The 11,216-nt window shown below is 68.5% G+C and carries 14 protein-coding genes; 6 read left to right on the top strand and 8 right to left on the bottom strand.

Annotation, left to right across the window (positions count from 1 at the left end; all coding sequences use genetic code 11):
• Positions 1-4: 4 nt before the first annotated feature.
• Positions 5-889: a cytochrome bc1 complex diheme cytochrome c subunit gene (gene qcrC / locus KO481_RS21095; RefSeq protein WP_215919039.1), complete on the bottom strand. Its 885-nt coding sequence runs from the start codon at positions 887-889 to the stop codon at positions 5-7.
• 57 nt (positions 890-946) lie between these two features.
• Complete coding sequence (gene ctaE, locus KO481_RS21090; protein WP_215919038.1) at positions 947-1,558, bottom strand: aa3-type cytochrome oxidase subunit III; 612 nt, start codon at positions 1,556-1,558, stop codon at positions 947-949.
• A 328-nt stretch (positions 1,559-1,886) separates the two neighbouring features.
• On the opposite strand from ctaE, the gene KO481_RS21085 reads away from it, so the two are divergent.
• From KO481_RS21085 to KO481_RS21075, 3 genes are all read left to right on the top strand, one after another.
• The gene (locus KO481_RS21085) at positions 1,887-2,333 is read left to right on the top strand and encodes a hypothetical protein (RefSeq protein ID WP_215919037.1); all 447 of its coding nucleotides are present in this window, start codon (positions 1,887-1,889) and stop codon (positions 2,331-2,333) included.
• 65 nt (positions 2,334-2,398) lie between these two features.
• On the top strand, positions 2,399-3,454 hold the full coding sequence (gene trpD, locus KO481_RS21080) for an anthranilate phosphoribosyltransferase (RefSeq protein WP_215919036.1): 1,056 nt from the start codon (positions 2,399-2,401) through the stop codon (positions 3,452-3,454).
• Between the two features lie 100 nt (positions 3,455-3,554).
• A complete protein-coding gene (locus KO481_RS21075) occupies positions 3,555-4,016 on the top strand; it encodes a nitroreductase family deazaflavin-dependent oxidoreductase (protein WP_215919035.1) in 462 nt (153 codons plus the stop codon).
• 61 nt (positions 4,017-4,077) lie between these two features.
• Here KO481_RS21075 and KO481_RS21070 read toward each other — a convergent pair whose 3' ends face one another.
• From KO481_RS21070 to KO481_RS21060, 3 genes are all read right to left on the bottom strand, one after another.
• On the bottom strand, positions 4,078-4,530 hold the full coding sequence (locus KO481_RS21070; protein WP_215919033.1) for a MaoC family dehydratase: 453 nt from the start codon (positions 4,528-4,530) through the stop codon (positions 4,078-4,080).
• Between the two features lie 76 nt (positions 4,531-4,606).
• Positions 4,607-5,365, bottom strand: coding sequence for a 3-oxoacyl-ACP reductase FabG (gene fabG, locus KO481_RS21065; protein ID WP_215919031.1), 759 nt, complete (start codon positions 5,363-5,365; stop codon positions 4,607-4,609).
• A gap of 34 nt (positions 5,366-5,399) precedes the next feature.
• Positions 5,400-6,551, bottom strand: a complete 1,152-nt coding sequence (locus KO481_RS21060) for an acyl-CoA dehydrogenase family protein (RefSeq protein ID WP_215919029.1) — start codon at positions 6,549-6,551, stop codon at positions 5,400-5,402.
• Positions 6,552-6,688: 137 nt separating this feature from the next.
• On the opposite strand from KO481_RS21060, the gene KO481_RS21055 reads away from it, so the two are divergent.
• Positions 6,689-7,351, top strand: coding sequence for a TetR/AcrR family transcriptional regulator (locus tag KO481_RS21055; protein WP_215919027.1), 663 nt, complete (start codon positions 6,689-6,691; stop codon positions 7,349-7,351).
• A gap of 23 nt (positions 7,352-7,374) precedes the next feature.
• Here KO481_RS21055 and KO481_RS21050 read toward each other — a convergent pair whose 3' ends face one another.
• Entirely contained in the window at positions 7,375-8,289 is a 915-nt protein-coding gene (locus KO481_RS21050; protein WP_215919025.1) for a LysR family transcriptional regulator, read from the bottom strand.
• Positions 8,290-8,358: 69 nt separating this feature from the next.
• Here KO481_RS21050 and KO481_RS21045 point away from each other — a divergent pair, with 69 nt between their 5' ends.
• Complete coding sequence (locus KO481_RS21045; protein WP_215919023.1) at positions 8,359-8,856, top strand: GNAT family N-acetyltransferase; 498 nt, start codon at positions 8,359-8,361, stop codon at positions 8,854-8,856.
• Positions 8,857-8,863: 7 nt separating this feature from the next.
• Here KO481_RS21045 and KO481_RS21040 read toward each other — a convergent pair whose 3' ends face one another.
• Positions 8,864-9,817, bottom strand: a complete 954-nt coding sequence (locus KO481_RS21040; RefSeq protein ID WP_215919021.1) for an alpha/beta hydrolase — start codon at positions 9,815-9,817, stop codon at positions 8,864-8,866.
• Between the two features lie 287 nt (positions 9,818-10,104).
• Here KO481_RS21040 and KO481_RS21035 point away from each other — a divergent pair, with 287 nt between their 5' ends.
• Entirely contained in the window at positions 10,105-10,518 is a 414-nt protein-coding gene (locus KO481_RS21035; RefSeq protein ID WP_215919019.1) for a hypothetical protein, read from the top strand.
• Between the two features lie 115 nt (positions 10,519-10,633).
• Here the strand turns inward: KO481_RS21035 and KO481_RS21030 are convergent, their stop codons facing one another.
• A complete protein-coding gene (locus KO481_RS21030) occupies positions 10,634-11,179 on the bottom strand; it encodes a helix-turn-helix domain-containing protein (protein ID WP_215919017.1) in 546 nt (181 codons plus the stop codon).
• Positions 11,180-11,216: the final 37 nt, after the last annotated feature.

Genomic DNA, 11,216 nt, shown 5'->3' with positions numbered 1-11,216 from the left:
TCTGTCATGAGCGGGATCCGATCCACATCGCCGCGCCGACGACGGCCACGATCCCGATCACCCACATCGCCAGGCCCTCGGTCGCGGGACCGAAACCACCCAGGCCGTAGCCGGCCTCGGGGTGCGACTCGGTGCGGTTCTTGATGTACGCGATGATGTCGCGCTTCTCGTCCGGGGTCAGCTGACGGTCGGAGAACTTCGGCATGTTCTGCGGGCCGGTGAGCATCGCGGTGTAGATCTGCTGCTCGCTGGCCGGGGCCAGCGGCGGGGCGAACTTACCGGAGGACAGCGCGCCGCCCTTGCCGGTGAAGTTGTGGCAGGACGCGCAGTTCATGCGGAACAGCTCGCCGCCGACGCCGAGGTCGGCGTTCTTGATCAGCGACTCCTGCGCGATCTTGCCGTCCGCGTCGCGCACGACGCTCGGGCCGCCGCCGTTCGAGGCGATGTACGCCATCAGCGCATCGGTCTGCGCCTCGTCGAACTTCGGGGTCTTGCGCACGATCTGCGCGGCGTTCCACGGCGCGGGCATGCGGCCGGTGGACACCTGGAAGTAGACCGCGGCCGATCCGACGCCGATGAGGCTGGGGCCGCGGTCGAGCACGCCCTGCAGGTTCGCACCGTGGCACGTGATGCAGGAGGTGTCGTAGAGCTGCTTGCCCTGGCGGATCAGCGAGGACTGGTCCTCGTCCGCGGTGGCGACCTGCGCGTGCGGGGTGAGCGCCGTGGCAGCGAAGCCGGCTCCGACCAGAGCCATCAGAAGTACCAGCCCACCGGCCAGCTTCCGGCGCATCCGGCGCTGTTTGCGGGTCTTGGTTGCCTGGGGGTTCCCGGCGCTGCCGACCCCTGGGCTGCTGGGCCCTTCTGGCACTGACGGGGGTGATGAACTCATCTAAAGTCCCTTTGGAGTAGACGGAACCGACTGATGCTGAAGTTGTCGCCCAGCGGGCTAGCGCACGAAGTAGATCGTGGCGAACAGCCCGATCCAGACGATGTCGACGAAGTGCCAGTAGTAGGAGACGACGATCGCGGCCGTCGCCTGCGCCGGGGTGAACTTGCTGACCTTCGTGCGGATCAGCAGGAAGATGAACGCGATGAGACCGCCGATGACGTGCAGACCGTGGAAGCCGGTGGTGATGAAGAACACCGAGCCGTAGACGCTGCTCGAGATCGAGGTGCCCTCGGAGTACAGGCCGTGGTACTCGGTGGCCTGACCGCAGACGAAGAACAGCCCCATGAAGAAGGTCAGCACGTACCAGCGGCGCAGACCGAACACGTCGCCCTTCTCCGCCGCGAACACGCCCATCTGGCACGTGAACGACGAGGCGATCAGCACGGCCGTGACCGGCACGGCGAGCTTCATGTCGAGTTTCGTCGGCTCCGGCGGCCAGACACCGTGGGCCTGGGCGCGGGCGACGAAATACATGGCGAAGAGGCCGGCGAAGAACATCAGCTCGCTCGACAGCCAGATGATGGTTCCGACGCTGACCATGTTGGGCCGGTTCAGCGAGTGCACACGCTGAGTTATGGCCGATCCTGGGGTCCCTACTGCGGTCGTCACGCCGGTAAGTATGACTCGTCGTAGTACGACAGGAGTACCCGGGTGCGAAAGTTGATGTTCCATGTCGGAACCCGCAGGGCAGGACGAGGTCTCATCCTCGTCCCGGCGTGCCCGTCCGGCTCGCTGATCTTGGCAGGTCGGGGCCGGTTCTGCGGCGATTACACGGTCGATCCGCACCGACCCACCGGGGTCGGCCGGCTTGGCACCTACGGGCAATATTCGGCTTCTATTGTTGTGCAACGGGCGAGCGCGGCGTGCGGTTCCCGCCCGAGGAAACGGTCGGTTCCGGCGGGGTTCGGTACCCGATTTTCGGCGAGGGAGATATGGGATGGGTGTGCGGGCGGCGTGGCGGCGGCTCCTCGGGCGGGACGAGACGACGGCGTGGGATCCCGCGCGCGGGGATCTGGTGGTCGTGGTGTCGAGTTTCGACGACGCCGAATCCTGTTCGGCCGCGTTGGAAAGGGCCGTGAGCTGGACCGCGGCCGCGCCCGCGCTGCTGCGGCACCATCTGCGGATTCCGGCCGAGCAGGTCGAGGCGGTCGTCGCGATCGCCGCTCAGGACGACTACTCCCCCGCCGGGGCCGCCGCACCTGATCCCGAGCTGGTAATCCCCGGACCCGAGAACGGCGCGACGACAGTGGATTTGCTGCTGCAGCGGGTGCTGGTCCTCGATGCGCTGCATTGCTCGCAGGAGCGCTCCCGGATGGCCGGCCTGGCCCAGCGGCACGAGGGCTCGGTTTCGGGGTGGGACGCGCTGCAGCCCGAGCGAAACTAAGGTTGTCCTGCGGCATTAGGCTGCTACGAGCACGTGAGTGCGGAATATGCGACAGGAGACGTTTGATGAGCGCGCGCACCTGGCCGGGGATCCTCGGGACCCTCACCGACGGGGTCGATCTGACCGCGGAGGAGGCGGCGTGGGTGATCGACGAGATCTTCTCCGACAACGCCACGCAGGCGCAGATCGCCGCCTTCGGGGTCGCCGTCAAGATGAAGGGCCCGACCCCCACCGAGCTGGCCGGGTTCGCGGCGGGCATGCTCGGGCGCGCCAAGCAGGTGCCGCTGGATGCCGAGGCGATCGATATCGTCGGTACCGGGGGCGATCGGTCCGGCACCGTCAACATCTCCACGATGTCCTCGATCGTGGTGTCCGCTGCGGGGATTCCGGTGGTCAAGCACGGCAACCGGGCCGCGTCCTCCAAGAGCGGCGGCGCCGACGTGCTCGAGGCGCTGGGGGTGAAGATCGCGCTGGGCCCGAAGTCGGTGGCGCACTGCGTGCGCGAGGTGGGTATCGGGTTCTGTTTCGCGCCGATGTTCCACTCCGGGCTGCGCTATGCCAGCCCGGCGCGCGCCGAGATCGGCATCCCCACGGTCTTCAATGTGCTGGGACCGCTGACGAATCCGGCCCGGCCGAAGGCGGGGCTGATCGGTTGCGCGTTCGCCGATCTGGTTCCGGTGATCGCCGGCGCATTCGCCGACCGCGGCTCGAACGCCCTGGTGGTGCGGGGTAACGACGGCCTGGACGAGATCACCACGGCCGACACCACCGACGCCTGGATCGTCACGGGCGGGCAGTTGTCGCGGGCCGCGATCGATCCGGACCGGCTGGGCATCGACCGCGTGCCACCGGAGGCGCTGCGCGGCGGCGACGCGTCGGTGAACGCCGCGATTGCCCGCGACATGTTCGCCGGGGCGCCCGGCGCCGTCCGCGACGCGGTACTGCTCAACTCCGCCGCGGCGATCGTCGCCTTCGAGCTCACCCCGGACAGCGCGGGGGTGGATATCCACGACGCCCTGGCCGGCGCCCTGATCCGGGTCGCCGACGCCGTCGACTCCGGCGCGGCGACGGACCTGCTGGACCGCTGGGCCGCCCTGAGCAACAAGCTCGGCGCCGACTGAGCCGAACCTCGCTCGAGGGCGGTTCCCCGCCCGCATTCCGGGTGTATGCCGGGCTGAACGTCATTAGAATTGCGGTCAGCACCCATCGAGGAGCGACGGCATGAGCTTCCAGAAGATTCCTGCAGGTAAGCGTGGCAATCCGGCGATGCGGATCAATCCGGTCACGCAGTTCATGATCACGGCGATGCAGCGGTTTCACCGGTTCCGGGGCGACCGGTTCATGGGGATGGATCTGCTGTATCTGACCACCGTGGGCGCGAAGTCCGGCCAGGAGCGGCAGGTGACGCTGAGCCGGTTTCCCACCGAGAAGGGCTGGCTGATCGTCGCCTCGGCGGGCGGGGCGAAGGTGCAGCCTGCCTGGTACCACAACATCGCCACACACCCGGATCAGGTGTGGGCCGAGGTGGGCGGCAAGTCGTTCCGGGTGCGAGTGGAACAACTCGAGGGTGACCGGCGCGCGGACGCCTGGAACCGCATCAAGGCCGAGCAGCCCCGCTACGCCGGCTACGAAGACAAGACCGACCGCCTGATCCCCATCCTCGAACTGACCCCGGCCACCTAGCGATTGCGTGGCGCGGCCATCGGCAGCCGATCGACTCGGCGGCCGGTGGGCATGGCGGCACTCAGGACATATAGCGCACGATGCTCTCGGCGACGCAGGCCGGTTTCTCCGCACCCTCGAGTTCGATCGTGACGGTGCGGTCGGCCTGCAGGCCACCGGGGATGTCGCGGACCGCGTCCAGGGCGACGCGGGCACGGATGCGGCCGCCGACGGGAACCGGGGTGATGAACCGAACCTTGTTGAGGCCGTAGTTGATTCCCATCCGGATGCCCGCGACGGTGGTGGCCTGACCGACCAGGGGCACCGACAGGGACAGGGTGAGGAAGCCGTGCGCGATGGGGCCACCGAACGGGCCCTGGGCCGCGGCCGCCGGGTCGACGTGGATCCACTGGTGATCGTCGGTGGCGTCGGCGAAGGTGTTCACCCGCTGCTGGTCGATCGTCATCCAGTCGCTGACACCGATCTCGGTGCCCACGGCCGACTTCAGCTCGTTCAGATCCGCGAAATCTGTCATCGGTAGCGCTCCTTCAATTCTCGTTTGAGCACCTTGTGCGTGGGGCCCAGGGGCAACTCGTCGACGAACTCCACGCTCACAGGCGCCGCCCGCCGTCGACGTAGAGGGTCTGGCCGGTGATGAACGACGCCTGGTCCGAGGCCAGGAAGGCGACGGCGTTGGCGATGTCCCCGGGCTGCCCGACGCGGCGTACCGGGGTGATCTTCGCGGCCTCGGCCTGCAGCTGCTCGGGGCTCACTCCGACGCGGGCGGCGGTGGCGGCGGTCATCTCGGTGACGATGAACCCGGGGGCCACGGCGTTGACGTTGATGCCGAACGGGCCCAATTCCATTGCCAGCGTGCGCGTGAGGCCCTGGATGCCCATCTTGGCCGCGGAGTAGTTGGCCTGGCCGCGATTGCCGAGCGCGGACACGCTGGAGGTGTTGACGATCTTGCCGTACTTCGCCGGAACCATGTGCCGCTGCGCCGCCCGGCTGCACAGGAACGCCCCGCGCAGGTGCACCGCCATCACGGTGTCCCAGTCGTCGACCGACATCTTGAACAGCAGGTTGTCGCGCAGTACCCCGGCGTTGTTGACCAGGATGTCCAGCGAACCGAGTTCGGCGGCAACGCGATCGAACACCGCGTCCACCTGCGTCTCGTCGGTGACGTTGCAGCCCATTGCGATCGCGGTGCCGCCGTCGGCGACGATCTCCTCGGCCGTTGCCCTGCAGGCATTCTCGTCGAGGTCGGCGATCGCCACCGCGATGCCGTCGGCGGCCAGGCGGGCCGCGGTGGCCGCGCCGATACCCCGCGCGGCGCCGGTGACGACGGCGACCCTGCGCTGTTCTGTCATTGGGGTTCTCCCGATTCGTTCGTGAAAGTTGTGCTCAGGCAAAGGCGCTCACGCCGGTCAGGGCGCGGCCGATGAGCAGTTTCTGGATCTGGCTGGTGCCCTCGTAGAGGGTCAGCACGCGCGCGTCGCGCAGGTACTTGGACACCGGGTACTCGTCGATGAAGCCGTAGCCGCCGAACACCTCGAGCGCCTTGTTGGTGGATCGCACCGCGCACTCGCTGGCGAAGAGCTTGGCCATCGAGGCCTCGGTGCCGAACGGCTTGCCCCTGTCCACCAGGTCGGCCACCCGCCAGGCCAGCAGCCGCGCGGCGTCCACCTCGACGGCGATATCGGCCAGGATCTCCTGCACCAGCTGGTAGGAGGCGATGGGCCTGCCGAACTGCACGCGCTCGGTGGAGTAGTGGACCGCGGCCTCGAGCGCGGCCCTGGCCACGCCGACGCAGCCGGCCGCCACCCCCATGCGGCCCTTGTCCAGCGCCGCCATGGCGATCTTGAAGCCCTGGCCCTCCTGCCCCAGGCGCAGCGTGTCCGGCACGCGGACCCGGTCGAAGACCAGTTCTGCGGTGCGCTGGCCGCGCAGCCCCAGCTTGCCGTGAATCTCGGTGCGGGTCAGCCCGGGGGTGTCGGTGGGGACCAGGAAGGCGGTGATGCCCCGGGCGCCCGGGCCGCCGGTGCGCGCGAAGACGAGCGCCACCTCGGCCCAGGTGCCGTTGGTGATGAAGATCTTGGTGCCCGAGATCAGCCAGTCGTCGCCGTCGCGCTCGGCCCTGGTGGTGAGATTGCTTGCGTCCGAGCCGATATCGGGTTCGGTCAGCGCGAAGCAGCCCAGCGCCTCTCCGGCGCAGAGCCGGGGCAGGAAGCGCCGCTTCTGCTCGTCGGTGCCGTAATACTTGATCGATTTGGAGACCAGGCCGAGGGAGACCGAGACGATGCCGCGCACGGAGCTGTCGCCGCGGCCCAGCTCCTCGAGCAGCACGCAGTAGGCCAGCGCGTCGCCGCCGGAGCCGCCGTACTCCTCGGGGATCTCGATGCCCAGAAAACCCATCGTGCCGAGCTTGCCGACGATGGCCGGATCGACCGACTCGGCGCGGTCCCATTCCCGCGAGTAGGGAACGACCTCTTTGTCCACCCAGGCGCGGGCCACGTCGCGCAGTTCGCGGTGCGCCTCGCCGAGTTCGAAATCCATGATGCGGCTCCTAACCATACGGTGTTAGGTTTACGTCCCACACGGTAACCTAACAGTGTTTGGTTCTTCAAGGCGTCCCGGTGACCGGGTGATAAATTCGACCCTTCGCCGGTCACCGACAGCAGGGAGGTGCGAGTATGGCCCGGCCCCGCGTGCCGCTGCTGAGCCGCGACCGCATCCGCGAGAGGGCGCTCGAACTGATCGATCGCGACGGCCTGGCCGCGCTGTCGATGCGCAAGCTCGCCGCCGAACTCGGCGTGCAGGCCGCCTCCCTGTACGGCCACTACCCCACCAAGGACGACCTGCTCGACGACATCTCCGAGCAGATCATGGCGGCCGTGGACACCTCGCCGTTCGAGACCGGCGACTGGCGGCACGGGCTGCGCGAATGGGCGCGCTCGTACCGGGCCACCCTGGCGCAGCATCCGAATTTCGTGCCGTACCTGGCCACCGGGCCCGCCCGCCGGAACGAGAGCCTGCGCATGGCCGACGCGGTGCACGGCGGCCTGGTCGCGGCGGGCTGGCCGCCCCGCCAGGCCACCATGATCGGCGCTGCCGCCCGCTACGTGGTGATGGGCTCGACGATCGCATCGTTCTCCCGCGGCTTCGTGGACGACGTGCAGGTCTATCGCGACCGCTATCCCCATTTAGAGCAGGCCCACCTGCTGCGCGCGAAGGCGGACGAGATCGACTCGGAGAGTTTCGAATTGCTGCTCACCGCGTTCGTGGACGGGCTCGAGGCACGGTTCACGCAGGCGCGGCGAGGGCGAGCCGGGCGCCGGGGTACGGCCGAAGGCTGAGCGCGGGAACGCGGTTTCGCCGGTCAGGCGTGTCCCGATATAGGCAGTAGCGCGAGGAAGTTCCGGACCAGGGGACGATCGTCGTCGGTGCGGTGGGCGAGGTACACCGTTGTCGCCGCATCGGTTTCGTCCAGCTCGAGGATCCGTACCGTGGGCGGGGCGTTGAATGTCGCACTGCGCGGGGCGATCGTCACCCCCAGCCCCTCGGCGACGAGATACACGATGGTGGCCCAGGTCGATGCCTCCTGGACCACGCGCGGCCGGTGGTCCGCGGCCAGCAGCGGGCGCAGATTGAGGTCCTGCGCCCGCGCACCCGCGGCCCGCGGGAAGAAGACCAGTGGATCCTGCGCCAGTTCCGTGGCGACGATACTGGCGCGCGCGGCGTGCCGATGGTCGGCCGGGAGCACCGCGACGAAGGGTTCGGTGACCAGCGGCACCGTGACCGTGCCCGGCTCGTCGTCCGGATCGCGGACGATCGCCATGTCCAGGCGGCCCTGGCTCAGCTGGGCCATCAGGTGCGAGGTGAAGCCCTCGATGAGGTCCGCCTGCACCAGCGGATAGCGGTCCAGGAATCGGCGCACGCCGCGCAGCGTGTTCAGGGCCAGCACCGAGGGCACGTATCCCAGGTACAACCGCCCCTGGCTGCCCTGCCCGACGCGGCTGACCTCGTCGAGATCGCGCGCGGTATGACCGAGGATGGCCGCGGCCCGCTCGCGCAGCACCACCCCCGCCGCGGTCAGCGCCACATGCCGCGAGGTGCGTTCGAAAAGCCTTGCGCCCAGCAGGGTTTCCAGGCGCTTGATCTGCTGGGTCAGCGCGGGCTGAGCGATGTGCAGGCGCGCGGCGGCCCGGCCGAAGTGCAGTTCCTCCGCGACCGCGAGGAAATATCGCAGGTGCCGCAGCTCGACATCGTCCAGCAGGCGTGCCGCATCGACCATAAGTTCAATGTATCAATCCGACCTATCAAGTATTGGACGCGATCAGTCGCGGACGACATGCTGGAGTTCGTGACCCCGCAGACCTTCTCCGGCGATCTGGTCGTCCGGCCGATGTCCTCCCCCGCCGACGCCCGCGCCTTCAAGGACCTCAACGAGCAGTGGATCACCATGCTGTTCGCCCTCGAACCGGCCGATCGCGCGGTGCTCGACGATCCGCAGGACGCGATCCTGGCCAAGGGCGGGCAGGTCCTCATCGCCCGCGACGGGCAGCAGATCGTCGGCTGCGTCGCGATCGTGCCCGAGGGCCACGGGGTCTACGAGATCTCGAAAATGGCCGTGGCGCCGGAGCATCGCGGGCGGGGTTTCGGCCGCACCCTGCTGAGCGCGGCCATCGACCACGCCCGCGCGCTGGGCGCCACGGCCCTGTTCCTGGGCAGCAGCACCAAGCTCCCCACCGCGGTGCACCTCTACGAGCAGGCCGGATTCGTGCACGTCCCGCCCGCGGACATCGGGCCGATGCCGTACGACCGGGCCGATGTCTTCATGCGCCTGGAGCTGACCGCCTGATCGCCGATCAGCGCACGCCGAGCGCCGCGAGGATCATCGGGCGCGCGGTGGCCATATTGCCCTGCCAGTAGGGCCAGGTGTGGGTGCCGGCCCCGATGTCGATGCGCGCGGGGATGCCCAGTGCCGCAACGCGATCGGCGAACATCCGGGCCGCGGTCATCGTCATCGCCTCGAGCCCCATCCCGCCCACCGTATTGCCGAGCCCGTCCGCGAGATCCAGCGGACCCGGCAGGCCGTTGCCGCTCGAGACGTAGATCGGCAGTCCGCGCAGCCTTCCGGCCTGCACCGTGGCGTCGTTGCGGACCCAGGCGGGATCGGATCGCGGGCCCCACATGTCGTCGACGTTGAAGCCGCCCTCGTTCCACATCGCCGCGCGCATCGCCTCGCCCCAGAGGGGGAACGTCGGATTCAGGAATCCGGAGAAGGATCCGGCGAATCGGAACTGGTCGCGATGGTAGGCGGCCAATATCAGCGCGGCGTCTCCGCCCATCGAGGCGCCGACGATGGCATCGTCGGTCCGGGAGACGCCATAGCCCTGCAGGAAGGCCGGGAGCTCGCGGGTCAGGAAGGTTTCCCACCGGTAGGTCGTGGCCTGATGATTGGTGCTGCTGGGCCGGTGCCAGTCGGTGTAGAAACTCGAGTGGCCGCCGACCGGAAACACCAGCGTCACATTGTCATCGGCGAACTGGCGCAGGATATTGGTGTCGGAGGTCCACTGATTGTGATCGGCCGGCGCGCGCAGACCGTCGAGCACGTACAGCGCCGCGCTCCCGCCGTGTGCGGCCCACCGCACCTGCACCGGGATCGGCCCCATACTCGAGGGCACCGACAGCTCCTCGAACCGCCCCGCAGGCTGTGGCGCCGCGGCAGCGGCCGCAGCACCGATCGACACCGCCAGCAGCACGGCGGTCACGAGGGCGCCGATCCGCCCGCACCACCACACGATCGCCCCGCGATCCATACCTCGCCCCGTTGCGCCCACCCTGACACCTCCCACCACGATCCCCGGCATCGACCCAGGTGACCCTACTCCTGCCGCATCCGATATCGGACTAACCGTTCAAATCGTGTCGGCAATCGTTCTCGATCCGCAGCAATACCAGGAATGACGAGACTTCACCCGGCAGCACTCCTCGCGGCCGGTCCGCTCGTCGAGACAGTAAGCGGCATGCGGTAATTCGATTGAGCGAGCCGGTGCCGGTCCGTACCATCGGGAGCACGATTCGCGCACGCGAGGAGGTGGGACCCATGACGCTGCACATCACCAACGGGTTGATCACCAGCACCGTGACACCCGAGACCGCGCACCGGATCCCCATTGCCGAGGGCGGCATGTGGGTGCTGAGCTGGCTCCCCGACCGGGTGCTGACGCGCGATCAGGCCATCAGCGGCCTGGTGCTCGACGAGACCCTCAGCGTCCCGGACACGGTCCATACCGAATTCGCCATGGAGCTGGCCGCATTCCGCGCCGCCGACCTCGGCCTGACTCTCCGCGAGGTCGTCCTGCGCCTGTGCGCGCGAATGCTGGAACGAGACCAGCTCGCACACAACGAGAGCGGCGAGTCCGACGCCGTACCCGGTCCCGACTGTTCCGGGTACGGCGATCGGCCGCGCGCCCTTCTCATCCTGGCTCGTCGGCTCACGACCAGCACAATCGTATAGCTGGCGCCCAATCCATCGGCCAGACCCGTTGCCGCTCAGGAAGAACCGGTGGCCATAGCAAGACCAAATCCACAACCGCCCGTGCGCCAACGGTTTTCGCCGGCCGAGCTGCGGTTCACTCCGGTTCGGGAGTGGGGTCGCCAGCCGGGAAAAATATTGGGCTGAGCAGATATCGGGTCCGGTCGGGCGCGGGCTTGTTCAGCATGCGCGGCACGATCACCTCGCGCAGGTCGCGCAGGAGCCCCTCCAGTTCGCCGCGGTCGAGCCAGACCGCGTGCTGCCGGTAGCCGACGAGATCGGCGGCGGGGTCGGCGTCGTCGCGGTCGAGGTAGGCGTTGAACTCGGCGATCAGCACGGCCATCGCGGTGGTGAAGATGCGGCGATGGTCCTCGATCGTGGCCTGGGCGACCGCCTCCTCGTCGACCACGGCCCTGCCCCGGTTCAGGCGGTAGTGGCGCTCGACCGCGCCGCGCACCCGGCGCTCGCCCGCTACCTCCAGGACTCCGGCCGCGGCCAGGGCCTCGACGTGCCGGTAGACCATCGCCTTCGACACATCGGGCATCCGCGCGCTCAGCTGGGCGGTGGTGAGCGTGTGCCCGCCGCTCAGCGCGTGCACGATCCGCATCCGGGCGGGGTGCGCGACAAGTTCCAAAGCGTCCACTTCCCAATGTTCTCATATCTTGCTACCGTTCTCATAA

Origin of the sequence: Nocardia albiluteola (genome assembly GCF_018860155.1) — a bacterium.
GTDB lineage: Bacteria > Actinomycetota > Actinomycetes > Mycobacteriales > Mycobacteriaceae > Nocardia > Nocardia albiluteola.
This window is presented reverse-complemented; position numbering and strand designations above follow the sequence as displayed.

What these genes read in the sequence shown, in the direction of transcription:
- qcrC (WP_215919039.1), bottom strand. Translation starts at nt 889, where the DNA reads ATGAGTTCATCACCCCCGTCAGTGCCAGAAGGGCCCAGCAGCCCAGGG.
- KO481_RS21075 (WP_215919035.1), top strand. Translation starts at nt 3,555, where the DNA reads ATGAGCTTCCAGAAGATTCCTGCAGGTAAGCGTGGCAATCCGGCGATG.
- trpD (WP_215919036.1), top strand. Translation starts at nt 2,399, where the DNA reads ATGAGCGCGCGCACCTGGCCGGGGATCCTCGGGACCCTCACCGACGGG.
- KO481_RS21055 (WP_215919027.1), top strand. Translation starts at nt 6,689, where the DNA reads ATGGCCCGGCCCCGCGTGCCGCTGCTGAGCCGCGACCGCATCCGCGAG.
- KO481_RS21040 (WP_215919021.1), bottom strand. Translation starts at nt 9,817, where the DNA reads ATGGATCGCGGGGCGATCGTGTGGTGGTGCGGGCGGATCGGCGCCCTC.
- KO481_RS21085 (WP_215919037.1), top strand. Translation starts at nt 1,887, where the DNA reads ATGGGTGTGCGGGCGGCGTGGCGGCGGCTCCTCGGGCGGGACGAGACG.
- KO481_RS21035 (WP_215919019.1), top strand. Translation starts at nt 10,105, where the DNA reads ATGACGCTGCACATCACCAACGGGTTGATCACCAGCACCGTGACACCC.
- fabG (WP_215919031.1), bottom strand. Translation starts at nt 5,365, where the DNA reads ATGACAGAACAGCGCAGGGTCGCCGTCGTCACCGGCGCCGCGCGGGGT.
- KO481_RS21050 (WP_215919025.1), bottom strand. Translation starts at nt 8,289, where the DNA reads ATGGTCGATGCGGCACGCCTGCTGGACGATGTCGAGCTGCGGCACCTG.
- KO481_RS21060 (WP_215919029.1), bottom strand. Translation starts at nt 6,551, where the DNA reads ATGGATTTCGAACTCGGCGAGGCGCACCGCGAACTGCGCGACGTGGCC.
- KO481_RS21070 (WP_215919033.1), bottom strand. Translation starts at nt 4,530, where the DNA reads ATGACAGATTTCGCGGATCTGAACGAGCTGAAGTCGGCCGTGGGCACC.